The 23,663-nt window shown below is 70.7% G+C and carries 24 protein-coding genes; 20 read left to right on the top strand and 4 right to left on the bottom strand.

Going from position 1 to position 23,663, the window contains the following annotated elements:
- The first annotated feature begins 59 nt into the window (after positions 1 to 59).
- The 10 genes from ABD978_RS09200 to ABD978_RS09155 all read left to right on the top strand — a co-directional run bounded on the left by ABD978_RS09200 (position 60) and on the right by ABD978_RS09155 (position 9,853).
- Positions 60 to 1,010 carry a metal ABC transporter substrate-binding protein gene (locus ABD978_RS09200; protein WP_345351525.1) on the top strand — a complete coding sequence of 317 codons (951 nt, stop codon included), beginning with the start codon at positions 60 to 62 and terminating at the stop codon, positions 1,008 to 1,010.
- A 2-nt stretch (positions 1,011 to 1,012) separates the two neighbouring features.
- Positions 1,013 to 1,780, top strand: coding sequence for a metal ABC transporter ATP-binding protein (locus ABD978_RS09195; protein WP_345351522.1), 768 nt, complete (start codon positions 1,013 to 1,015; stop codon positions 1,778 to 1,780).
- A 9-nt stretch (positions 1,781 to 1,789) separates the two neighbouring features.
- Positions 1,790 to 2,653: a metal ABC transporter permease gene (locus ABD978_RS09190; protein ID WP_345351519.1), complete on the top strand. Its 864-nt coding sequence runs from the start codon at positions 1,790 to 1,792 to the stop codon at positions 2,651 to 2,653.
- Positions 2,650 to 3,534, top strand: a complete 885-nt coding sequence (locus ABD978_RS09185) for a metal ABC transporter permease (protein WP_345351517.1) — start codon at positions 2,650 to 2,652, stop codon at positions 3,532 to 3,534. Before ABD978_RS09190 ends, ABD978_RS09185 begins: the two co-directional genes overlap by 4 nt.
- Complete coding sequence (locus ABD978_RS09180; protein WP_345351514.1) at positions 3,531 to 4,361, top strand: metal ABC transporter permease; 831 nt, start codon at positions 3,531 to 3,533, stop codon at positions 4,359 to 4,361. The genes ABD978_RS09185 and ABD978_RS09180 overlap by 4 nt, the downstream gene beginning before the upstream one ends.
- A gap of 59 nt (positions 4,362 to 4,420) precedes the next feature.
- A complete protein-coding gene (locus ABD978_RS09175; RefSeq protein ID WP_345351511.1) occupies positions 4,421 to 4,807 on the top strand; it encodes an SCO5389 family protein in 387 nt (128 codons plus the stop codon).
- A gap of 627 nt (positions 4,808 to 5,434) precedes the next feature.
- Complete coding sequence (locus ABD978_RS09170; protein ID WP_345351508.1) at positions 5,435 to 7,105, top strand: purine-cytosine permease family protein; 1,671 nt, start codon at positions 5,435 to 5,437, stop codon at positions 7,103 to 7,105.
- Positions 7,106 to 7,253: 148 nt separating this feature from the next.
- Complete coding sequence (locus ABD978_RS09165) at positions 7,254 to 8,000, top strand: GntR family transcriptional regulator (RefSeq protein WP_345351505.1); 747 nt, start codon at positions 7,254 to 7,256, stop codon at positions 7,998 to 8,000.
- A 157-nt stretch (positions 8,001 to 8,157) separates the two neighbouring features.
- The gene (locus ABD978_RS09160) at positions 8,158 to 9,582 is read left to right on the top strand and encodes an amidase (protein WP_345351502.1); all 1,425 of its coding nucleotides are present in this window, start codon (positions 8,158 to 8,160) and stop codon (positions 9,580 to 9,582) included.
- Between the two features lie 16 nt (positions 9,583 to 9,598).
- On the top strand, positions 9,599 to 9,853 hold the full coding sequence (locus ABD978_RS09155) for a hypothetical protein (protein ID WP_345351499.1): 255 nt from the start codon (positions 9,599 to 9,601) through the stop codon (positions 9,851 to 9,853).
- Positions 9,854 to 10,215: 362 nt separating this feature from the next.
- Here ABD978_RS09155 and ABD978_RS09150 read toward each other — a convergent pair whose 3' ends face one another.
- A complete protein-coding gene (locus ABD978_RS09150) occupies positions 10,216 to 11,727 on the bottom strand; it encodes a helix-turn-helix domain-containing protein (RefSeq protein ID WP_345351496.1) in 1,512 nt (503 codons plus the stop codon).
- Positions 11,728 to 11,821: 94 nt separating this feature from the next.
- Between ABD978_RS09150 and ABD978_RS09145 the strand changes: the two genes are divergently transcribed.
- Genes ABD978_RS09145 through ABD978_RS09135 form a run of 3 tightly spaced genes read left to right on the top strand, consistent with a single transcriptional unit; the run spans position 11,822 to position 14,680 of the window.
- Positions 11,822 to 12,283 carry a nucleoside deaminase gene (locus tag ABD978_RS09145; protein ID WP_345351493.1) on the top strand — a complete coding sequence of 154 codons (462 nt, stop codon included), beginning with the start codon at positions 11,822 to 11,824 and terminating at the stop codon, positions 12,281 to 12,283.
- A complete protein-coding gene (locus ABD978_RS09140) occupies positions 12,280 to 13,248 on the top strand; it encodes an isopenicillin N synthase family dioxygenase (protein WP_345351490.1) in 969 nt (322 codons plus the stop codon). The genes ABD978_RS09145 and ABD978_RS09140 overlap by 4 nt, the downstream gene beginning before the upstream one ends.
- Before the next feature lie 31 nt (positions 13,249 to 13,279).
- Entirely contained in the window at positions 13,280 to 14,680 is a 1,401-nt protein-coding gene (locus ABD978_RS09135) for a purine-cytosine permease family protein (RefSeq protein ID WP_345351487.1), read from the top strand.
- 636 nt (positions 14,681 to 15,316) lie between these two features.
- Here ABD978_RS09135 and ABD978_RS09130 read toward each other — a convergent pair.
- Both ABD978_RS09130 and ABD978_RS09125 read right to left on the bottom strand, forming a co-directional pair.
- Positions 15,317 to 15,634, bottom strand: coding sequence for a hypothetical protein (locus ABD978_RS09130; RefSeq protein ID WP_345351484.1), 318 nt, complete (start codon positions 15,632 to 15,634; stop codon positions 15,317 to 15,319).
- 25 nt (positions 15,635 to 15,659) lie between these two features.
- Entirely contained in the window at positions 15,660 to 15,908 is a 249-nt protein-coding gene (locus ABD978_RS09125; RefSeq protein WP_345351481.1) for a low temperature requirement protein A, read from the bottom strand.
- 101 nt (positions 15,909 to 16,009) lie between these two features.
- On the opposite strand from ABD978_RS09125, the gene ABD978_RS09120 reads away from it, so the two are divergent.
- The 5 genes from ABD978_RS09120 (at position 16,010) to ABD978_RS09100 (ending at position 19,899) form a co-directional block, all read left to right on the top strand.
- Positions 16,010 to 16,762 carry an SDR family oxidoreductase gene (locus ABD978_RS09120; RefSeq protein ID WP_345351478.1) on the top strand — a complete coding sequence of 251 codons (753 nt, stop codon included), beginning with the start codon at positions 16,010 to 16,012 and terminating at the stop codon, positions 16,760 to 16,762.
- A 126-nt stretch (positions 16,763 to 16,888) separates the two neighbouring features.
- The gene (locus ABD978_RS09115) at positions 16,889 to 17,089 is read left to right on the top strand and encodes a hypothetical protein (protein WP_345351475.1); all 201 of its coding nucleotides are present in this window, start codon (positions 16,889 to 16,891) and stop codon (positions 17,087 to 17,089) included.
- A complete protein-coding gene (locus ABD978_RS09110; protein WP_345351472.1) occupies positions 17,086 to 17,319 on the top strand; it encodes a hypothetical protein in 234 nt (77 codons plus the stop codon). The genes ABD978_RS09115 and ABD978_RS09110 overlap by 4 nt, the downstream gene beginning before the upstream one ends.
- A 64-nt stretch (positions 17,320 to 17,383) precedes the next feature.
- Complete coding sequence (locus ABD978_RS09105; protein ID WP_345351469.1) at positions 17,384 to 19,195, top strand: ferritin-like domain-containing protein; 1,812 nt, start codon at positions 17,384 to 17,386, stop codon at positions 19,193 to 19,195.
- Positions 19,196 to 19,302: 107 nt separating this feature from the next.
- Positions 19,303 to 19,899, top strand: coding sequence for an alpha/beta hydrolase fold domain-containing protein (locus ABD978_RS09100; RefSeq protein WP_345353657.1), 597 nt, complete (start codon positions 19,303 to 19,305; stop codon positions 19,897 to 19,899).
- 371 nt (positions 19,900 to 20,270) lie between these two features.
- Here the strand turns inward: ABD978_RS09100 and ABD978_RS09095 are convergent, their stop codons facing one another.
- Positions 20,271 to 21,566: an SGNH/GDSL hydrolase family protein gene (locus ABD978_RS09095; RefSeq protein WP_345351466.1), complete on the bottom strand. Its 1,296-nt coding sequence runs from the start codon at positions 21,564 to 21,566 to the stop codon at positions 20,271 to 20,273.
- Between the two features lie 229 nt (positions 21,567 to 21,795).
- Here ABD978_RS09095 and ABD978_RS09090 point away from each other — a divergent pair, with 229 nt between their 5' ends.
- Positions 21,796 to 22,491, top strand: a complete 696-nt coding sequence (locus tag ABD978_RS09090) for a response regulator transcription factor (protein WP_345351463.1) — start codon at positions 21,796 to 21,798, stop codon at positions 22,489 to 22,491.
- A complete protein-coding gene (locus ABD978_RS09085) occupies positions 22,484 to 23,599 on the top strand; it encodes a sensor histidine kinase (protein ID WP_345351461.1) in 1,116 nt (371 codons plus the stop codon). Before ABD978_RS09090 ends, ABD978_RS09085 begins: the two co-directional genes overlap by 8 nt.
- The last annotated feature ends 64 nt before the right edge of the window (positions 23,600 to 23,663 follow it).

Here is a 23,663-nt window from a genome sequence, read left to right as displayed (position 1 = left end):
AGGACGAACATGGCATCCGTTTTCATTTGCATCCCGTCCCGGGCCGAACCCGAGGAGACATGTTGCGTATCCGAACCCCTCAGCCGGCCGCCCTGGTTCTGGCGGGCCTGCTGGCCGCAGCCGGCGCCTGTGGCTCCAGCTCCGCCAGTGACGCCGGCTCAGCCGGCGGCAGCAAGCAGCTGAAGGTGGTCGCCACGACCACGCAGGTCGCCGACTTCGCCCGCAACATCGGCGGCGACAAGGTCAAGGTCACCCAGATCCTCAAACCCAACGTCGACCCACACGACTACGAACCCTCCCCCGCCGACGTGCAGGCCATCGCGGAAGCAGACGTGGTGGTGGAGAACGGCGTCGGCCTGGAGAAGTGGCTGGACCAGACGATCAAGTCGGCCGGGTTCCACGGCACGCTCGTCGACACGAGCAAAGGCGTGGCCGTCCGCAAGGGCAACGGATCCGACGAGGAAGCGGCGGGCGACCCCCACATCTGGCACAACCCCAAGAACGCCGAGACCATGAGCCGCAACATCGCCGCCGCGTTCGAGTCCAAGGACCCGGCCGCCAAGGCGAGTTACGAGGCGAACCTGACCTCCTACACCACCAAGCTGGAGCAACTGGACTCCTGGATCGCCGGACAGATCGGCACGATCCCCGCCGACCAGCGCAAGCTGGTCACCAACCACGACGCGTTCGGCTACTACATCGACCGCTACCACCTGACGTTCGTCGGCTCGATCATCCCGAGCTTCGACACCTCCGCCGAACTGTCCGGCAAGCAACTGGGCACGCTGGTCTCCAAGATCAAGGCGACCGGTGTCAAGGCGATCTTTTCTGAGTCCTCGCTGCCGCCCAAGACCGCCGAGGCCATCGGCAAGCAGGCCGGGGTGAAGGTCGAGGCCGGCGAGGACTCCCTGTACGGGGACACCCTCGGCCCGGCCGGCTCAGCCGGGGCCACCTACCTCGACATGGAACGGCACAACACCACCACCATCGTCACCGCGCTGAAGGGCTGACCATGGAACCTGAGATCCCGCCCCCGGCGCTGGACCTGGACGAGGTCACCGTCGCCTACGGGCCCGCCCTCGCGCTGGAGAACATCGACGGCATGGTCGCCCCCGGCGAAGCCGTCGCCCTGATCGGCCCGAACGGCGCCGGCAAGTCCACCCTCATCAAGGCGATCCTCGGCCTGGTCCCGCTCGCCGGAGGACGGATCACAGTCCTCGGACGGTCCCCCGCCGCAGCGCGTCGCGACGTCGCGTACGTCCCCCAGGCCGACACCTTGGACCCGGAGTTCCCGATCTCCGTCGGGCAGGTCGTGCTCATGGGCCGATACCGGCGCATCGGCTGGCTCCGCCGCCCCAAAGCGGCCGACAGGGAAGCCGCCCACCGTGCCCTGGAACAGGTCGGGCTCGCCGACCGCGCCCGACATCGGTTCGGCACGCTGTCCGGCGGACAGCGCCAGCGTGTGCTGCTGGCCCGCGCCATCGCCGCCGAACCCCGCCTGCTGTTGCTGGACGAGCCGTTCAACGGCGTCGACGCCGTCAGCGAACAGGCACTGCTCGATGCCATCGCCGCACTGAAACAGGACGGTGCCGCAGTCGTCGTCTCCACCCACGACCTGGCCCTGGCCCACCTGGCCTGTGAGGAGGTCTGCCTGCTCAACCGCCGCCAGTACGGCTTCGGCCCCACCAACGTGACCCTCACCCCCGACCGGCTACGCGCCACCTACGGCGGGCACGCCCTCGAACTTCGCGGCGACCGCGTCATCGTCGCCCACTCCTGAGGCCAGGCCATGAACCAGATCCTCATCGAACCCTTCCGGTTCCCGTTCATGGCCCGAGCCCTGGCCGAACTGGTGATCCTCGGAGCGCTGGCCGGCACCGTCGGCGTACTCATCCTGCTGCGCCGCCTGGCCTTCATGACCGACGCCCTGACCCACACCGTCTTCCCCGGCGTCGTCATCGGCTACCTCCTCGCCGGCGAAGGCGGCATTTTCTGGGGCGCGCTCGTGGCCGCCGCCGCGACCGCCGTCCTCCTCACGCTTCTGACCCGGCACCGGGCCGTCACCGAGGACGCCGCGCTCGCGGTGCTGCTGACAACCTTCTTCGCCATCGGAGTGGTCCTGGTCTCCCGCGAGTCGGGATACACGGCCGACCTGACGGCGTTCCTGTTCGGCCGGATCCTCACCGTCACCCCTCAGCAGCTCACCCAGACCGTCGCCGTCACCGCCCTGGTCATCGCCGCACTGGCCGTCCTGCGACGGCCGCTGCTCGCCCGCGCCTTCGACACCGACGGCGCCCAGGCGGCCGGGTACCGCATCGGTCTCCTCGACCTGGTCACCAACGCCATCGTCGCGCTCGTCGTGGTGGCCGCCGTACGCGCCGTCGGGACCGTCCTGGTCATCGCGCTGCTCATCGTTCCGGCCGCCGCGGCCCGCGCGGTCAGCGAGCGGATCGCGGTGATCGTGCCGGTCGCCGCCGTCCTGGGAGCCCTGGCCGGCTGGGCGGGTCTGGCGGTCAGCTACGACGCCTCGATCCACCACGGGTTGCGGCTCGCCTCCGGCGGCACCGTCGTTCTGGTGCTCATCGCCTGCCACCTGGTCGCACTCACGGCCGGGACGCTCCGGCGGCGACGTCCGGTGCGGAGGGCGGCATGACCACCGTCGACCGGGCGATCCTCGAGGCCGTGCTCCTCGGCATGGTCGGCGGCTTGATCAGCGTACAGATCCTGCTGCGGCGGCTGCCGTTCTTCACCCTCGCGATGACGCACGCAACGTTCCCCGGCGTCGTGCTCGCCGCGATCGCGGGCCTGAACCTCTACGTCGGCGGCGGGCTGTTCGGTGTCCTGATCGTCCTCGGAATCCTGGCGCTGTCCCGACGGCCCGAACACGGCACGGCCACGGCGATCGGGATCGTGCTGTCGGCCGGGTTCGCGCTCGGCGTCGTGCTGCTGTCGGCACGCGACGGGTTCTCCAAGGACCTGAGCGCCTACACCGTCGGGCAGATCCTCACCGTCGGCAACGGCGACCTGCTCGCCGTGAGCGTGGTCGGTCTCATCATCGTCGCCCTTCTGTTCGTCGCGGGCCGGCAGTTGACCTTCCGCGCGTTCGACCCCGGTGGTCACGCGGCCGCCGGATACCGGCCGACCGCCATCGACCTGGCGCTGCTGCTGACCGTCGAGGCCGTCATCATCATCGCCGTCCCCGCCGTCGGCGCGATCCTGGCGGTCACCGTACTCGTCGCCCCGGCCGCCATCGCCCGGCTCTGGACCCACCACATCACCGTGATGACCGCCATCGCGGTGGCCGCGGGCGCCGGCAGCGGACTGACCGGCGTGGTCATCTCCACCCACTACGACGTCGCCGCCGGAGGCACCATCACCGTCGTCACCGGAGCATTGTTCGCACTGTCGCTGGCCATGACGGCGACGCGGCACACGATCGTCTCGCGACGACGCGGCCGCCGGCCCGCGTCCGATCCGTCGACTCCGGTCAGTGCCGGGCCTCCGCGGATGAAGACCGCCGAGGAGGCCGGATGAGCGCGCTCACCGGGCGAGCACTCGCCGAACTGATCCTCGTCGGGGCGGTGTGCGGGGTCCTCGGTGTCCAGGTCGTGCTGCGGCGCCTGGCGTTCTTCTCCGAGACCCTGGGCCACGTCATCTTCCTCGGCGTCATCGTCGCCACCATGGCCGGCACCGACGTCAAGGTCGGCGCGGGGCTGGCCGCGGTGGGCGCGGTGGCGGTGATGGGCCGAAGCGGCCTCGCGTCCCGGCGACATCACCAGCGTTCGGGCGTCGTAGTCAGCGGTGCGCTGGCGCTCGGCGTCGTGCTCATCTCCGCCCGGCCAGGCTTCAGCAAGGACCTCACCGCCGCCCTCGTCGGCTCCCCGCTCACCGCCGGAACAGGCGACATCGCCGCAGCGACCGGTGTGACCGTCCTCGTCGCCGTCGCACTCACGATCGGGCACAAGGAACTCACGCTCGCCGCCTTCGACCCGGTCGTGACGCGGGCTCTGGGATACCGCACGCGTCTCATCGACGGTGGTCTGCTCGCCCTGCTCGCCGTCACCGTGGTGACCGCCGTCCCGGCGGTCGGCGCGACGCTGCCCCTGGCCTTGCTGGTCGGCCCCGCCGCCTCGGCGCTGCTGTGGACCCGCCGCATCCTTCCCGCGACGCTCCTCGGCGGCCTGCTCGGCGCCGCGACCGGGGCGGCAGGCCTGGCCATCTCCCTGCACTACCGCATCGCCACCGCCGCCGGCACCGCCGTCATCTGCGGCACGCTGTTCGCTCTGGCGGCCACCACCAGCACCCTCACCACCCGCAGCACGCCGGCCCGGCAACGGGCCTGTGACGCCACCGCTACCTGACCGTCCCGCCCAACCGATCTACCGTCCGAGGCGACCCCATCAATCCGGCAGGAGAACACATGTCGCTGACCGTGTCCCCCCAACTCCTCCAGGACGCCCAGCGCGGCGATGTCGACGACGCCGCGTTCGTCGACTGCATCCGCACCTCCCTGCCATACGGCTGGCAGGTCGTCACCAGCCTCATCGACGAGCTGCGGGACAGTGGCGGAGAGTTCGCCGACAACCAGACCCCACCACCGGACGAGACCGCCCGGGGCCAACTCCTGCGGATGATGGCCAGCGACGCCATGCGCGCCGCTCTGGAGAACCACTTCGGCGTACGGCTGGCGTTCCAGAACTGCCACCGCGTCGCCGTCTTCCGCCCCGGCGCGGAGCGGGCATACCGGCAGTTCATCACCGCTCGCGCCCAGATCCTCAACCAAAAGCCCGAACTGGTCGACTGCTGAGACCTCCATGCCGCATGGGCCCTTCCGCATTTCGCGGACGGCCCATGCCGCAGGTCATCGATCTCTGCCGCTGGGTTTCCGGCAAACGCGGCGCTTCGAAGCCAGACTGTCGCCCATGCCGCACGCGCTCCGTGGCGAAGTGCCGCTACGGCACCATGGCGGTACCGGGGTCCCCGCAGCATCTCGGGCGCGGCACATCGGCGGCAAGGACGGCACCTGACTGCTGCCGCTCGATCTCGCGGATCTGGCGGGCGTCTGCCCCTGCACCGCACTGCTCGCAGACGTTCGAGCTGTCCCCCGGTACGGGATCGGGTCGGTGGGCTGCTGGAAGTGGACGGCGAGCCGATTGCCGGCCCGGTAGGCGTCCAGTCCGGCAGGGTCGCTTGCCGCTCCCCAGGTCGCCTCCCGTCGTCGCGCCCTGCGGTCGCCGCCGGGACCGCACCAGGTGACATTCGGCGCTATCCGGCACTATCCGGCGAAACGCCCAGTCCTGCTCGCGATTGCGCAGCTCAGCGCCTGTGGCCCATGGCCGACTGGCGGCGTAACAGGGCGCAATCGCTCCGTCATTCCGCGGCAACTCGCCCTTCTTAGCGTCCCGGACGGGGATCGACGCAACGAAGGAGAGACATGGATCTCGCGGAGAATCCGGCGCTGGAGGACTACTCGCTCCGCTACGCGCCCAGCGCCTTCCGTTCCTGGTCGCCATGGATGATCTTCTTGAGCTGCCTGGTCGGCCTGTCGGCCATGGCCGGCTACGCGCTCGACGCCGCGTTCGTGAACGCCTTCGGATTCGGCAATGCGCTCATCGGCTTCGCGGTCGCCACGGCGGTGACCTTCCCGCTGACCCTGGTCGCCGCGTTCGCCATCGCGCGCCGGCACATCGACATCGACCTGCTCACCCGTGGCGCCGGCTTCGGCTACCTGGGGTCGACGCTCACCTCGCTCGTCTACGCCACGTACACCCTGATCTTCCTCGCGTACGAGGGCGCCATCATGGCGCAGGCGCTGACCGCCCTGACGCACCTCGAACTGCACATCGCGTACGCGGTCGTCGCCGTGGTGATGATCCCGCTGACGGTGTACGGCATGACGTTCAGCGCGAGGTTCCAGGCGTGGACGTGGCCGATCTGGGTCGCGCTGATCGGGCTGGCGCTGTGGTCGGCGGCGACCGCCCCGCACGCGGTGCACCACATGGTCAAGCCGCACGTTCCCGCAGCGGCGGCCACCGGGGTCACCGTGCTGGCGGTGTTCACGATCGCCGCCGCCCAGCTCTCCCTCGCCGCGCAGGTCGGCGAGCAGGGCGACTATCTGCGGTTGATGCCCGATCCACGGCCGGGCCGCGCCGGCCGGTGGAAGCTCGCGGTGATCTTCGGCGGGCCGGGCCTGACGTTGTTCGCGGTGGTGATCTTCTTCGCGTCGACGCTCCTCGTCGGGTACGCCGAGACGCAGACCACGCCGGACCGGGCGGCCGAGCCGGTGGAACTGTTCACCGTGGTCTACCAGCGGATGACCGGCAGCCACACGGTGGCGCTCGTACTCGCCGGCCTGCTCGTCCTGCTCTCCCAAATCAAGATCAACATCATGAACACCTACTCGGGGTCGCTGTCCTGGTCGAACTTCTTCTCCCGGCTGCTGCACCGTCACCCGGGCCGGGCGGCGTGGGTGTTCCTGCAGGTGGCGCTCGCGCTGCTGCTCATGGAGCTGGACGTCTACCACCACATCGTCACGGTCCTCGCCTGGTACGCGAACCTCGGGATCGCCTGGATCGCCGCCGTCGGCTCCGACCTGCTCCTCAACAAGCGGCTGCTCAAGCTGTCCCCGCCGGGTGTGGAGTTCCGTCGCGCCCATCTCTACAACGTGAACCCGGTCGGCTTCGGCTCGATGGTGGTCGCGGCGGTCGTCGCGATCGTCGCCTACTACGGGGTGTTCGGGGCGACCGCCGCCGCGCTCTCGCCGTTCATCGCGCTGGTCCTGGCGTTCCTGCTGCCACCGATCCTCGCGGGCGCCACGCGTGGCCGCTGGTACATCGCGCGTACGAGCGACCTGCCGGCGGACGCGGAGGTGCTGCCGTGCGCGGTCTGCGCCGGTTCGTACGACACCGCGGACATGGCCGCCTGCCCGTTCCACGACGGGACGATCTGCTCACTGTGCTGCTCGACCGAGGGCTCGTGCCGCGACCGGTGTAAACCGAACGCCTGGCGCCCGGCCGGGGAGCCGACACTCCTCGGCATGCCGGAGAAGCGCGCGGCGACCCTGCCCGCGGTGGCCACCGCGTCCGCCGAGGAGATGGGGCGGTGACGACCGAGTGCAGCGAGGGAAGCGAAAGCACGGTCGGCTCTCCGGCGAAGGAGGGCTCGTGACGACGTCGCTCATGACCAGGCCGCGTAACACCCGGATAATGGACCGGGAATCACCGCGAAATCGAACGCCCGTAATGTGCCCGCCCATGGCTGCTCGGGGACACGGACCGGGAGGAGCGCATGACGCCCAGGTCCGTCGCCTGCGCGACCTGCTGCGCTCGGCGGTCCTGCGCGGCCGCTTCGACGGCGGCCAGTTGCCCGGCGAAGCGGAGCTGATGGCCTCCTACGGCGCGACCCGGGCGACGGTACGCGAGGCCCTTGACCTGCTCCGCCGCGAAGGGCTGATCGACCGGCGGCAGGGAGTCGGCACCCACGTCGTCGTCAACGCCGTCCTGGCCCGGATGGCCGAGGCGCACGGCGCGGCCGACCCGATGGCGGACAGCATCTTCAACCGGCGGATGCGTCCCCGCGTGCTCGACCGCTCGGAGGTTCCGCTGCCCGCGGTCGCCGCCGAACGCCTCGGCGCGCCTCCCGGCGCGCCGTGCCTCCGGTTGGAGTACGTCGCCCTGGTCGAGGACGAACCGACCGCGCTGGCCACCAACTACGTGCTGTTCCCGGAGGGTGAGCGACTGCTCGCCCCGCCGTTCGACTCCGACTGGTACGCCCTACTACGCGAGGCGGGTCTCCGCTTCGGCGAGTCGGAGTTCATCATGGGCTGCTCTGCAGCCGATCCGGCCACGGCGTCGCTGCTCGCCGTCGCCGAGGGCGCTCCGCTGATCACGTTCGAGCAGGTGATCCGCGATCCGGACGGGCGGCCGTTCAACCTGGCGCACATTCACACGCGCGGCGACCGCTTCCTCTTCGTGTCCCGCGCCGTACGGGCCACACCGTGACGTCGCGTCCCGGACGTCCCGTCGAGTCCTGACTCCGCGTCGTCGCAATGACCCGGCTGAAGCCCGGGCCCGCACCGTCCACCGTACGGACGGCCGTGCGGGTCCCCGTCCCCCGGCCGCCGTACGGGCGGTCGCGTCCCCCTTGGAGGAAATCCGGATGGAGACACCCCTGACCGTGACCGAGGCCGCGGCGGCCCTGCGGGCGGGAACGGTGACGAGCACCGAACTGACCCGCGCGGCGATCGCCCAGGCCGACCGGCTCGACGGCGAACTCGGCACGTACCTCGCCCGCTTCGACGAGACCGCGCTCGCCGCGGCCGAACGCGCCGACCGGGAGCTCGCGGACGGCGTCGACCGCGGTCCCCTGCACGGCATCCCGTTCGGTGTGAAGGACATCCTCGCCGTGTCCGAGGGACCGACGACGGCGCAGAGCCTGGTCCTCGACCCGGAGTGGGGGGCCGGCAAGGACGCTCCCGTGGTCGCCCGGCTCAAGGCCGCCGGAGCGGTGATCACCGGCAAGGTCACGACGATGGAATTCGCCTGCGGCATGCCCGACCCGAGCAAGCCGTTCCCGATCCCCCGGAACCCCTGGGACACCGCCACCTGGCCGGGCGGGTCGAGTTCCGGTACGGGCAGCGGTGTCGCGGCCGGCATGTTCCTCGTCGGGCTCGGCACCGACACCGCCGGCAGCATCCGCATCCCGTCGGCGTACTGTGGGGTGACCGGGCTGATGCCGACGTTCGGCCGGGTGCCGAAGTCCGGGTGCGCGCCGCTCGGCTACAGCCTCGACCACGTCGGCCCGCTGGCCCGCAGCGCCCGCGACTGCGCCGCCGTCCTCGAGATCATCGCGGGCCGCCATCCGAGTGACCCGGACTGCATCGACCAGCCGTTCACCATGCCGGACCTGGACGGTTCGCTGGAGGGCGTACGGATCGGCGTGGTCCGCGAGCACCACTTCCCCGAGGGCGCGGACCCGGCGCTCGCCCCGGCGTTCGACGGAGCACTCGCCGCCCTCACCGGTCTCGGCGCCACGCTCACCGAGATCTCGCTGCCGTACTGGCCGGAGATGCTCGTCGCCAACATCGTCACCATGGCCTCCGAGGCGCTCGCCTACCACCGCAACGACCTGGCCGGACGGTGGGAGGACTACTTCTCCGCGACCCGGCTGCTGCTGGCCCGCGGCGCGCTCGTGTCGGGCGCGGACTACGTTCAGGCCCAGCGCGTCCGGCGGGTCGCGCAGGACGCGGTGACCCGGCTGTTCGACGACGTCGACGTCATCGTCTGCCCCACCACGGCGACGGGCGCGCCGCGCTATGAGGACGTCACCGACGCCGACGGCAACATCAACATCGAGGGGATGTTCCAGTACATCTTCACGCAGTACTGGGACTGCATCGGCAATCCCGTTCTCGCCGCGCCGATGGGCTTCACCGCGTCCGGCCTGCCGCTGTCGATCCAGTTCGCCGGCCCGGCCTTCGGTGAGGCCGCGATTCTCGCCACCGGCGACGCCTTCCAGCAGGTCACCGACTGGCACCGTCGCGTGCCCGAACTCGCCGCCGCCCCCGCCCCCGTCACCGCCTGATCCGAGGAGAACACCGATGACCACCACCCCGTCGCCCATCGCACCGCCCGGCCCGGCCGCCGCACCGGACGCGCAGGCGCTCGCCGACGTCGGCGTACTGCTGATGCGTGCCGGCCTGGCCCTCAGCGAGCCGGAGACCGCCCTGCTGGCCGCCGGGTACGAGGCGCAGAACGCCGGGATCACCCTGCTGTACGCGTTGCCCGAGGCCCGCTACGTCGACCCCGCGCTCCGATTCCGCGCCGACGCCCGGATCGTCGACTGGGCCGACTGAACCGGCCGGCCACGCACCGCCGAGTGTGGGACTTCTCCCGCGACGGTTCTGCGGCGGTCCGGTGGCAGCCGCCGGGACCGTGAGTCCTCTTCAGCCCGGTTCGGATGGCCGGTGGGTGTGGTGCCGGGGCGCGGCCCGGCACCACACGTCGGTCGGGTCGGTGGGATCTAGCGGGCGGTGAGGGTCCAGAGGTGGTATCCCGGCCGTTCGACCGTCAGTATGCCAACGGACGTCAGCTCGAACCTGATGGATCTGGGGGGATAGACGCTATGCACACCCGCCCCGTGTCGCCTCTCGGGTCACACTTCGTCTTCCGCCTCGCGTACCGCGCGTCCTGAAGGGCGCTTCGTGCCGACAAGGGATCAGCGGCCGGTGACACGGTGGGCGGCGGTGGCCAGGAGCAGGGCGGCGTGCACGTCGGGGTCGGTGACCGTGTGGCCGAGGAGTGCCTCGATGCGCTGCAGGCGCTGGTAGAAGGACTGGCGGCGCAGATGGAGCACTGCCGCGGTGCGGGTGGCGCTGCAGCCGTGCAGCAGGAAGGTCTCCAGGGTGCGCACGAGGTCCGTACGGTGCGCGGCGTCCCACTCCACGAGCGGGCCGATGGTGTGGCGGACCAGGTGGTCGAGGTGGCCGCTTCCGCCGTGGCGCGTGAGTTCCAGGTCGAGGGCGATGGCACGCGCGCTGATCAGCCGGGAGCCTGGCCGCAGGTCCAGGGCGGCCCGGGCGTCGCGCAGCGAACCCCCGAGTTCGCCGACCTCGGTCGCCGGATATCCGACGGCGATCCGCACCTGCGGCGCGCTCAACCGCCGAAGCGCCTCATCGAGCGCCTGCTGCGCCGCGCCGACCACGTCACCGACGCTGCGGGGGACGGCGAGGACGCCCAGGACGAGCCGCGACACCCGGCCGCGCAGCGCGGGCGTATGCAGGATGCGGGCGGCTCGGTCGACGACGGCCAGCGCGGCCGCGGTCTCCAGCGCGTCGGCGGCGAGCCCGATGAGCAGGTGATCCGCCGCCGGACGAAAACCCGCCAGCGCCGCCCGTACCGACGACTCGGCCTGGCCTTCGGCGGTGCCCTCCAGCAGGTCGGTGAGCAGGGCGGCGGCCAGCCGGTCGGGCTCGCGCGGCGGGTCTCCGGTGCGCAGCATCGCCAGCGCCAGCGCGACCGTGGTCCGCTCCAGTGCCACCGCCAAGTCCTCGGCGGGCAGCGGAGAGCCCGGCCCGGCGACCAGCCGTCCCCACGTCGTCCCCAGCACGGTGACCGGCGCCTCGGCCAGCGGTGTCTCCGTGGCCCGCCACGCCTCGCGGTCGCCGGCGACGCCGTGCGCGGCGACCAGCGCTCCGTTCTCGGCGATCAGGACCAACGGCCCGCCCACCACCCCGGCGGCTGCCGCGAGGAGACCGGGGACGCCGATGCCCGCGATCAGGACGTCGTTGAGCGCGCGGCTGACAGAGTCGCCCAGCCGCAGCCGGTGGCCGGCGTGGTCGACGATGCGGGTGTTGGCGACCTCGGCGATCCGGCTGAAGGGGACGACGGCGTTCAGGGTGATGAACGGCAGTGCCTGCCGGCGGGCCTCGGCCACCAGTTCGCCCGGCACCTCGGGGAACGTCCGGCCGAGCTCCAGCGCGACGCCGGCGACGTCGCGTTCGGCGATCTCACGGAGATAGTGCCGCCGCGCTCCGGCGTCGGTGCCCGCCAGACCGAGACCGGTGGTCAGCAGCAGTTCGCCGCCGGTCAGCAGCGGGCCGATCTCATAGATCTCGCTCGAGTGCACCCAGCGGACGACGCGGCCGAGCGCGCGCTCACCGGCGAGCACCACGGGGCGTGCCTCGCGCATCACGTCGAACGCGAGAATCTCGCGGAGCGTGAGGGGCATCACACCATCTCATTACGGATCGTCCACTGCAGAGGCTCATAGTACGGACGTCTTGTCCATTCCCCTTGCCAGGTCGCGCGGCGATAGTGGGCCCATGACCATTGATGTCGTTGATGACGCGGCGACGCTGGGCGTCGCGCTGGAGGAGGCGCGCACCGGGTACGCCGAGGGAGGCGTCCCGGTCGGGGCCGCGCTGTTCGACGCCGGAGGGCTGCTGCTGGGGCGCGGGCGCAACCGGCGGGTCCAGGACGGCGACCCGTCGACGCACGGCGAGACCGCGGCGTTCCGCGCGGCCGGCCGGCAGCCCACGTACCGCGGCACCACCATGACCACGACGCTGTCGCCGTGCTGGTACTGCAGCGGGCTGATCCTGCAGTTCGGCATATCCCGGCTGGTCGTCGGCGAGGCGCGGACGTTCGAGGGCCGCCACGAGTGGCTGGCCGGGCACGGTGTCGAGGTCGTCGTGCTCGACGACCCGGAGTGCGCCGAGCTCATGACGGCCTTCATCAAGGAACACCCCGGCATCTGGAACGAGGACATCGGAGAGAGCTCATGAGCGCGAGCGGCGTCGTTCCCGTCATCGACCTCACCGCCTGGTTCGAGGGCGACGCCACCGCCCGGGCGGACGTCGCGGCGCGCGTCGACGCGGCCCTGCGGGAGATCGGTTTCCTCGTGGTCACCGGGCACGGCGTGCCGGCCGCGTTGCGCGAACGGATCCGGGCGGCGGCCAAACGGTTCTTCGCGCTCCCCGACGCGCTGAAGGAACCGTACGCCGTCACGGTCGGCGAGCGCGGCTGGCTGCCGCCCGGCGTCGAGGCCAACGGCTACGCCGAGGGAACGCCGACCCCGCCGGACCTGAAGGAGACGTTCGCGGTCGGCGCCGACCGGCCGACCGGCGACGCGGAGATCGACGCCGAGTGGTTCCTGCCGAATGTCTGGCCTGCCGAGGAGCCTGAGCTCGAGCCGTTGCTCACCGACTACCTCGGCCGGATGCGGACGCTCGCCGACGAGCTGCTGACACTCTGCGCGGCGGCGCTCGGGCTCGCACCGGACTTCTTCACGGCCAGGACAGGACACCCGTCGTACACGCTGAACATCAACCGGTATCCGCCGTTGTCCCAGGTGGGACCGGCCGAGCCGGGACAGTTCCGCATCGGCCCGCACACCGACTTCGGCACGGTCACGATCCTCGACCGGCAGAACGGTGTCGGCGGCCTGCAGGTCTACAGCCCGGACGGCGGCTGGGTGAACGCGCCGTACGTCGAGGACTCCTTCACCATCAACATCGGCGACCTGCTGGCCCGCTGGACAGGTGACCGCTGGCGGTCGAACCGGCACCGCGTCCTGCCGCCGGATCCCAGCGCCCCGGACGAGGAACTCGTCTCGCTCATCTACTTCTACGAGTGCGATCCGGGCGCCGTGATCGAGTCCATCGCGGCACCGATCGGCCGGGTAACCCACGAGCCGGTGCGCGCCTCCGACTACCTCCTCGACAAGCTCAACGCCATCACGATGGGCTGAGCGCTCCCCCGCTGGATCGAAAGGCACGCCCATGACGGTGCTCAAGAAGCCTGCTCCCTCCCTGGACGTACGGGAGGGCACGTACGGCGAGAAGGTCGCGGCGGTCGAGCCCGGCGGCGCGGAGTTCATTCCGCTCGCCGAGCGCCACGGCAGGCCACGGCAGCTGCTGTGGACCTGGACGTCGCCGAACCTGGAGTTCGCCACCGTGTTCCTCGGTGTGCTCGCGGTCGCCGCGTTCGGGCTGAACTTCTGGCAGGCGGCGCTGGCGATCATCGTCGGCACGGTCCTCGGCTCGGTCACCCACGGCGTGCTGTCCGCGCGCGGCCCGGCGCACGGCGTGCCGCAGATGGTGCTGAGCCGGATCTCCTTCGGACACTGGGGCAACGCCCTGCCGGCCGGGCTGAACGCCGTCGTCGCGGGGATCGGCTGGTTCGCGGTCAACAGCGTCAGCGGCGCGCTCGCGCTGAACACGCTGACCGGCTGGCCGAAGGCGCTCTGCCTCGTCATCGTGGTCGTGGCCATGGTGGTCCTGGCCTTCTTCGGGCACAACCTCGTGCACGCCTTCGAGAAGTACGCCCTGCCGGTGCTCGCGGTGATCTTCGCCGTGGCCTCCCTGATCATCCTGGCGAAGTCGCATCCCGGCGCTCCGGGTCACGGCGGCGGCCTGGGCGGCTTCCTGCTGACCGTCGGCGCGACGTTCGGGTACGCGGCCGGCTGGAACCCGTACGCGGCGGACTACACGCGCTACCTCCCCGCGGACAGCAGCCGGCGGGCCGTCGGCCTGTACGCCGGGCTCGGCGTGTTCGTCTCCTGCCTGGTCCTGGAGATCGTCGGGGCGGCGTCCGTCACGATCGGCGGCGACGCGCTGGGCCAGCCCACCTCGGCCTTCACCGGGCACCTCCCGACGGCCGTCGCCGACCTCACGCTGCTGGCCATCGCGCTCGGCGGCATCGCGGCCAACGCGCTGAACGTCTACTCGGGGGCGATGTCCTTCGTCGCCCTGGGCATCAAGCTGCCGCTGACGCTGCGGCGAGCCATCGTCGCCGTCGTGTTCGGCGCGATCGGCTTCGTCGTCGCGCTGTCCGGCCTGCACGACGCCGGGCAGAAGTACGAGGCGTTCCTCCTGGTGATCTCGTACTGGATCGGTCCCTGGCTGGCCGTGTTCCTGCTCGACCAGTATCTGCGGCGCGGAACCGACGTGGACGGCCTTCTGTTCGACCGGCGGCACCACAACTGGGCCGGGCCGGTTGCCATGGCGGTCGGCGTGGTGCTGTCGGTGTGGCTGTTCTCCAACCAGCAGAAATACGTCGGACCCGTGCCGAAGCACGTCAAGTCCGTCGGTGACATCGCGTTCGAGGTCGGCTTCGTGATCTCGGCCCTGGTGTACCTCGTGCTGTGGCGGCCGAAGGCCGGCCGCGCCGGGGAGGCGTAGAGCGGCTGGCACGACCTCCCGCGGGCCAGGGCGACTCGGCATCGTCATGTGTTACATCAAGGCGGAGGTCCCTCCTGCCGGTCGCCCCGTTGCGCCGGCCAGTCGGAGAGGCCGTCCAGGGCAGAGCGGGAGAATCGGGGAGGGCGGGGAGAGATGTCCCGCACAAACCGCAGCCCTCGCTCACAGGTCTCCGGAGACGAGCGTCTCGGCGCCGGAAGCGGCGCGGGCCGCTCGGCCGGAATGTGGCATGCTTCGGGCATTCACCGCCCAGCACGCACGCGAGGCGACCATCGCCTTGATGCGTTCGTGCTCCGGCGGGGTACGGCCGTTGGTCGGATGGGGGTCACATCCCGCACCGAGAAAATACCGAACTGAATGAGGGCCTCTTTATTCCGGCAACCGTGTGTGTACGGGAAATGTAGGCACCGGTCGGACGGCCTTCATGGTCTGTGCGTGCAGAGGAGCTTGCCCGTCAGCGCCCTGACTCGGCCCGCCGCCTGTCTCTACCGACTCCCCATCCGACCACGGCTTCACCCTCGCAGATGCTGGTGATCAGCCGGGACGATTAGAGTCACTGCGGCAGGTCCCGCGACACCTTGCCTGACCGGCTCGTCCCCATCTCTGGATCCAAGGATCCTACGGCGCGGGCGGCGGCGGACCACCGATGTAGGTGTTGTACAGCTCTGATAGCAACCTGCCGACTGTGCTGTCCTTCAGCGGTCGCTTATGGAAGCGGAAGGTCCAGCCTTTCTCCGGATGCCGCTCGATCTTGAGCTCGGCGCTGAACGCGTACAGCACAAGCGCCCCGATGACCACGGCTCCGACGGCGTCGCGCTCGATGCGACCATCGTCGCTGTCGATGGCGGACCGAACTCGTCCGGGCTCCACATCTGCCAGGTGCCGCAGTGCGAGCCTGGCAAGATCGCCGCCGGACGAAGCCTCACCCGGAACCACCGCATGAGAGTTCGGGTGCCGTGACTCACGTTGTGCGGGTCGACGAGGAGGGGACGTCGTCGGTGTCGTACGACGAGGCGAACCAGGTGAAGTTCATCCACGCCCACCACACCGCGAAGAAAACCTGGAGGAACGAGACGAGCCCGGCCAGGGCGCGTCCGTCGTCGATGTTGGGCGCGAACTGGGCGGTGACGGCCGCGACCGCGACCACGACGGTGAGGTCGAACAGCCGGCAGCACCCCGGTTCGTGACGGCCGACGCCCGATCCGGCCACTTCCGGGAATCTTTGGCCGCAGCTGTCACAACCCGGACGGGTCGCCTGTCTTAGCTGGCGACCGGGCGGTGACCGACGGCCCGGCGAACGGAGGGTTTCTCATGAAGATCGTAGTCATCGGCGGCACCGGCCTGATCGGGTCGAAGCTCGTCACCAAACTCGGCGAGCACGGGCACCAGGCGGTGCCGGCCTCGCCGAACACCGGCGTCAACACGCTCACCGGCGAGGGGCTGGACGAGGCGCTGGCCGACGCGAACGTGGTGATCGACGTGTCGAACTCCCCGTCCTTCGAGGACGCCGCGGTGCTGAACTTCTTCCGGACCTCCACCGGCAACCTGCTGGCAGCGGAGAAGAAGGCCGGGGTGGGGCACCACGTCGCGCTGTCGGTGGTGGGCACCGAGGGACGGCCCGACGTCGGCTACTTCCGGGCGAAGCTCGCCCAGGAGAAGCTGATCGAGGACTCGGGCATCCCGTTCTCGCTCGTGCACGCCACCCAGTTCTTCGAGTTCGCCCACAGGATCGCCGACGAGGCGACCGACGGCGACACCGTCCGGATGCCCTCGGTGCTGTTCCAGCCGATCGCGGGCGAGGAGGTCGCGCAGGCGGTCGGCCTGGCCGCGGTGGGGGCACCGCTGAACAGGCGGACCGAGATCGCCGGTCCCGAGCAGTTCCGGATGGACGAGTTCTTCCGCGACGCCCTGACGGCCTGGGGCGACCGGCGCACGGTGGTCACCGACCCGCACGCGCCCTACTTCGGCGCCGAGATGCGCGAGCACGATCTGGTGCCGGGCGACGGCGCGAGGCTCGGTGAGATCAAGTACGCCGACTGGCTGGCGAGCACCGGCGCCCGCTGACGGGACCCTCGTGGACGAGGCGGACCTCGTCCAGCGCGCGCCTGCGGGCTCCCCGCGATTCCTGACCGGCACACGACGACGGCGTCGTCGAGGACGCCGCCGCACCCGACCTGGGGGAGGCCCATCATGACCGCATCGGCGATGGTCGCCGAGTTCGATGACGTCGCGGGGTGGACCGCCGCCCGGCTGTTCGGACTGCTGGTCGTCTCGGCGGACGGCGGCCGGATCCCGCTCCGGGCGGAGTCGGTCGACGCCGCCTGCTGGTCCACGCGACCAGACGTCCGGCCGGGCGGCCATCCGAGCAATCCCCGTGTGGAGGACAGATGAGCATGTCGACCGGCGACGAGTTCGAGATCGAGTTCGAGGCGGAGGCCGAACTGAGCCTGGCCGAGTCGAGCGACCCGGAGCGGGCTGCGGGGCTTCCGGCCTCGGAGTGGCTGTTCGATCCGGCCGACGTCGAGCGCGAGGAGGTCGAGCTCCGCAACCTCCTCGGCGCGGTCGAGGCACTGGAGGCCGACCCCCGGTCCCGCGGGCGCCGCACCGGCGAAGGCGCCTGATCCCCGCGCACCGGCGGCCGCGGCGCCGGTGACATCACCTCACGACATCCGAGACGAGACACTCATGAACCACCCAGGCGGGCGGCAGTATGCCCCCGTTCCCACCCCCTCCACGGGGATCGCCACGATCGACGATCTTCGCGAGCACCTGCAGTGGGCGATCGAGCTGGAACACGCGACCCTACCGCCGTACCTGTGCGCGCTCTACTCGCTCGACCCGGAACGCAACCCCGAAGCCGTCGATGCGGTGGCGGGCGTCTTCATCGAGGAGATGCTCCACCTGACGCTGGCCGCGAATCTGCTCAACGCCGTCGGCGGGAGCCCGCGGCTGGACACGCCGCGGATGCTGCCGCCGCATCCCCGGCGGCTGCCGCACGGCGACCCCTCCCTGGAACTGTCGCTGCTTCCGTTCGGTGACGAGGCGCTCGACATGTTCCTCCGGCTCGAGCGGCCGGCACCTCCCGGCGCTCCCGCCGAAGGCGACGGCTACGAGACGATCGGGCAGTTCTACGACGCGATCGAGGACGGGCTGCGTCACCTGTGCGACCGGCTCGGCGAGCGGGAGGTCTTCAGCGGCGATCCGGCCCGCCAGGTCCACGCCGGACACTTCCGGCACACCGCCGGCCGGATGATCGCCGTCAACGACCTGGCCTCGGCGCTGGCCGCGCTGGAGGAGATCGTCGAAGAGGGCGAGGGCACGTCCCGCGGCGCGGTCTGGGACGGCGACCCGGACGTCCACCATCCCGACCGGGACGAGGTCGCCCACTACTACCGCTTCCAGGAGCTCAGGGCCGGTCGGCGCTACCGCCGCGGCGACACCCCGCGGTCCGGGCCCACTGGCGAGGCGGTCAGCGTGGACTTCGGCGGCGTCCTGCCGATGAGGTCCAACCCGCGCATCGCCGACCACGCTCCAGGCAGCGAGATCCGCGCGGCCCAGGAGGAGTTCAACCGGACGTACTGCACCCTCCTGCATCTGCTGGAGCAGGCGTTCAACGGGGGCCCGCGGCTGCTCGTGGTCGCCGTTGCCACCATGTACAAGCTCAAGGCACAGGCCCAGGCCCTGATGCGGATGCCCGACGGGGAAGGCACGACGGCCGGCCCCACCTTCGAGTACGTCCCGCCCGAGCACCGCGGGTGGAGCGCCGACGACGAGCCGCAGCGGATCATGGTGCTCCCCGACGGCCCCTACCTCGTCTACGGCGGGGTTCCGCTCAGGCGCAAGCGAAAGATCGTCTCCGGTGAGGGCGACGCGCTCACCTGGCAGACCGGCGATACCCTGCCGACCGAGGCCACCTACGCGCTGTGCCGCTGCGGCCATTCGCGGTCGAAGCCGTTCTGCGACGGGACGCATGCCCTGATCGGGTTCGACGGCACCGAGTCCGCAAGCGTCCGGCCGTACAAGGAACTGCAGCATGTGCACGACGGGGTGAACATCTCGGCTCAGCGCGTCGGTGAGCTGTGCATCCACGCCGCGTTCTGCATCGGGCGCACCAAGCCGATCGCCGAGATGCTCCCCGACAGCGGGGACAGCGACGTCCGCTCCAACATCATGGGCCGGATCGATCACTGCCCCTCCGGGTCCTACAGCTACGCCCTGCGGCGCGGAGGCGAGACGATCGAGCCCGACCTTCCGCAGGCCATCTCGGTCCTGGAGGAGGAAGACGGCCTGGCCAGCGCGCTGTGGGTCACCGGCGGCGTGCCGGTGCACCGCGCGGATGGACAGCCGCTGGAGACCCGGAACCGGATGACGCTCTGCCGCTGCGGGCACTCGGCCGGCAAACCGCTGTGCGACGGAAGCCACCGAAAGATCGACTTCCGCGAGGAAGCACCCGGCCCGGCGGACGGCACCACCACGGAGAAGGGAAGGACGGCATGAACGAGCACATCCTCGAGCCGGCGGCGCAGGCGTTCGCCGAAGCGGCCGCCAAGCCGCCGCTCCTCTAGGAGCGGGGGACCGAGGGCGCCCGGAAACTCCTCGACGACATCCAGGCCGGCCCGGTCGCCGCGCCCGACGTCGACGACAAGTCGATCACGGTCCCGGCCGAGGTCTGCGAGGTCCGGGTCCGCATCGTCAAGCCCACTGGGACGGCCGGGACGGCGTTGCCGGCCGTCCTCTACGTCCACGGCGGCGGGTGGGTCCTCGGCGGCGCCGGGACCCACGACCGGCTGGTCCGCGAACTCGCCACCGGGGTACGGGCCGCGGTGGTCTTCGTCGAGTACGACCGGTCGCCCGAGGCCCGCTACGCCGTCGCGATCGAGCAGGCCTACGCCATGGCGCAGTGGATCACCCGGCACGGCGCGGACGAGGGCCTCGACCCGTCCCGCCTGGCAGTCGCGGGCGACTCGGTCGGCGGGAACATGACGGCCGCACTCACCATCATGGCCAAGCAGCGCGGTGACGTGAGGTTCGTCCACCAGTCGATGTACTACCCGGTCACCGACGCCGCGCAGGACCCCGCCAGCTACCACGAGTTCGCCGACGGCCCGCACCTGACCGCCAAGGCCAAGGCCATGGCCTGGTTCTGGGACGCCTACACCACCGACCCAGCCGAGCGGGCCGAGATCACCGTCTGCCCCTGACCCGATCCCCGTCCCGGCGCTGTCCACGGACGACGGCTACGAAGCCGTGTTCAAGCCGCTGGAGCTGCAGATGCTCGACATCACCAAGGACCCGCCAGCTCATCGGCCTGTCCCCGGCCCGCGCGGCGGACCTGCCGCGCATCAACGCCGCCCTCGTCGCCCGCCGATCGATCAGCCCGTACGCCGACGCGGGAACACCGTCCGAGGACGCCCGCCGCCACGGGAATCCGCAGAACTCGTGAAGCATGTCCGCCGTCCGGTGCTCTGCCTACGAGCCGACCTCGTCGAGGGCCCGTACGCGGGCGGCGCCCGTCCCGTACTCCATGGACACCCCTACAGTGCCACCGCCGGGCCGCTCGCCGGAGGCGTCGTCAGAGGGCTCCGAGGGGGACCGCCCGGACGATCGCCTGGTATCCCGCGTCGTTCGGGTGCAGTCCGTCCTCGAAGACGTAGCCGAGCCAGGGCCGGTCCGGGTCGGTCCGATCCGCCATGACGCGGTCGACGTCCAGGACCGCGTCGTACTCGCCGCTCGTACGGATCCAGTGGTTGACCTCGTCCCGGACCTTCTCCGCCTCCGGGCTCCAGATCGGGAAGAGCGCGCCCTTGAGCGGCAGGATCGTCGCGCCGATGGCCTTGATGCCGCGGGCGTGGGCGGCGCGGATGAGTGCCCGGTGGCCCTCGATGAGTTGGCGCGCGGTCGGCAGTGTGCCGCCCTTCGGCAGGCAGGGATCTTCGATCTTGGCGGCGGCGATGTCGTTCGCGCCGAGATGGATGATCACCGACCGTACGCCGGGCCGGTCGAGCACGTCGCGGCGGAACCGTGTGGGGGCCTTGTCTCCATAGCAGGCCGTGTCACCCAGAATCCGGTTGCCGCCGATCCCGGCGTTGATCACGGTGGTCGGGCGGCCTTGCGCGGCCAGGCGTTCGGCCAGACCGTCGGCGATCCGCTCGTCGCCGGTGGAGCCGACGCCGTCGATGAGGGAGTCCCCGAACGTCACGACCGTGCCCTGGGCGCCGGCGCCGCCGGCCACGTCGACGCCGGTCAGGTAGTACCAGGAGTTGGTGCTCTTGGCGAAGGCGGCCGAGACGGGCTCGGTCAGGTGGTCGCCGCTCGCGCGGTAGGCCTCCTGCGTGGTGAAGCGATGGAAGGTGGTGGGCCCGGTCGGCTCGGTGAAACGCAGCGTGACGGCCAGCTTCTGCAGCGGTTTGGTGGGCAGTGCGACCGGGTCGCTGGCCAGTTCGGCGCCGGGCTTCACGACAGTGGACGCGGCGCCGTGGAACTTCAGCGTCTTGATCGTTCCCGGCCACACCTTGGCGCCGCCCGCCGACGTGCCGACGGCGGCCCCGGCGATCTTCAACGGCTTGGTGCCGTAGACGTTGGACAGCCGGATCCGGACCCGGTCCCCTCCCTCGCTCAGCCTGATCACCTGGCGCACGGACTGGTCGGCGAACCCCTTCATCGACCAGTTGGGGCCGTTGTCCTCGGTGCCTGGAGTCGGCCGCTGCATGGCGGCGCCCCAGCTCTCGGACCAGCCCCCGATCGGGTCGGACGCGCTCGTGGGCGTCGACGAGATGGCCGTCTGCGCAAGGCCGCCGCAGACCAGCGCCGCGCCCGCGACACCGGTGAGCGAGATCTTGATCGCTCGGGTGGTGAGTTCGAAGGTCATGATCCGATCTCACCGCCGCGACGACCCGCAGCACATCACGGTGCTCCACCGTCCTGAGGTATGTCCAGCCCTACCTGCCGGCTGCGCCGTAGACGGGGGCATATACCCCGGTCCGTAGTGGGAGCGTTCACGGGTGGTGGGCCGCTTGCGGAGGAGGTCACGTCACCGTGCCGGGGCCGTGTCCGGTTTGCATATGTCGGCGATATGTCGTGCTGCTTAGGGTTCAGGGATGCGCGTGCTGATCGTGGAGGACGAGCCCTACCTGGCCGAAGCCGTCCGTGACGGTCTCCGGCTGGAGGCGATCGCCGCCGATATCGCCGGCGACGGCGATTCCGCCCTGGAACTGCTCAGCGTCAACTCCTACGACCTGGCGGTCCTGGACCGCGACGTCCCCGGCCCCTCCGGCGACGAGATCGCCCGGCGGATCGTCGCCTCCGGCAGCGGCATCCCGATCCTCATGCTCACCGCCGCCGACCGGATCGACGACAAGGCTTCCGGGTTCGGGCTCGGCGCCGACGACTACCTCACCAAGCCGTTCGAGCTTCGAGAGCTCGTCCTGCGGCTGCGAGCGCTCGACCGCAGACGCGCGCACGCCCGGCCCCCGGTCACCGAGATCGCGGGCCTGCGGCTGGACCCCTTCCGCCGGGAGGTCTACCGCGACGGACGCTACGTCGCCCTCACCCGAAAGCAGTTCGCCGTGCTCGAAGTCCTCGTCGCCGCCGAAGGCGGTGTCGTCAGCGCCGAACAGTTGCTGGAGCGGGCCTGGGACGCCAACGCCGACCCCTTCACCAACGCCGTCCGCATCACCGTCTCCGCGCTGCGCAAACGACTCGGCGAACCATGGCTCATCGCCACGGTGCCCGGCGTCGGCTACCGAATCGACACCGGCATGGACACCACCGACCCTGGCCGCGCTCATGATTAGGCGCCCAGGGCTCAGCGCTCGCCTGAAACTCACCATCAGCTACGCCGGATTCCTCCTCCTCGCCGGCACTCTCCTGCTGGCCGTGGTGTGGGTATTCGTGCTGCGCCACCTACCCGACGACGACCCCGGATCCATCCGGAGGAGGTTCGGCGGCGTGATCATTGTGGGCACCAACCGCACCGAACTCCTGAGCGGCTTCGCCCCCGCCGCGGCCGCCACACTGGCCTTCCTACTCGTGTTCGGCCTGCTGGGAGGATGGTTCCTGGCCGGTCGGATGCTCGCGCCACTGACACGGATCGCCGACGCGGCGCGGATGGCCTCCAACGGATCGCTGTCCCATCGGATCCGCTTGGAAGGTCCCGAAGACGAATTCCGCGAACTCGCCGACGTGTTCGACACCATGCTCGAACAACTCGAATCCCACGTCGCCGAACAGCAACGATTCGCCGCGAACGCCTCCCACGAACTGCGCACCCCGCTGGCGATCTCCCGGACACTCCTCGACACCGCCCGCAACGACCCCACACGGGACCAAGGCGAACTCATCGAACGCCTCCACATCGTCAACACGCGGGCGATCGATCTCACCGAGGCCCTCCTGCTGCTCAGCCGCGCCGACCGCAAGGGCTTCACCCGCGAGCCCGTCGACCTGTCCCTCATCGCCGAAGAGGCCGCCGAAACACTGCTTCCCCTCGCCGAAAAACGCCAGATCACCCTCGACGTCACCGGCGAAAAGGCCCAAGCCCTCGGCTCCGCGGCGCTCCTCCTGCGGATGGTGACGAACCTCGTCCAGAACGCCATCGTCCACAACCACCCCACCGGCGGCACCGTGACCATCCACACCGAACCGCAACACGACACGAGCGTGCTGCGGGTCGAGAACACCGGCCAGCCGGTCCCACCGGAACTACTGCCGACCCTCACCGAACCCTTCCAACGCGGAACACAACGCACCCGCACCGACGAGCACGCCGGCGTCGGCCTCGGACTCGCCATCGTGCACAGCATCGTCCGAGCACACGACGGCACCCTCGACCTCACCCCCCGCCCCACCGGCGGCCTCCGCGTCACCATCCGACTTCCCGGGGTCGGCCCGAGCAACGACTGATCTCGCTCGTCAGGGATTCGGTGTATCGCGGGCGTATCGAAAATCGCATACGTGACCGCAACGG

The sequence above is a fragment of the Actinoallomurus liliacearum genome (assembly GCF_039542035.1).
Classification (GTDB): Bacteria; Actinomycetota; Actinomycetes; order Streptosporangiales; family Streptosporangiaceae; genus Actinoallomurus; species Actinoallomurus liliacearum.
The sequence above is the reverse complement of the archived record's forward strand: the minus strand, read 5'-3'. Positions and strand labels throughout refer to the sequence as shown.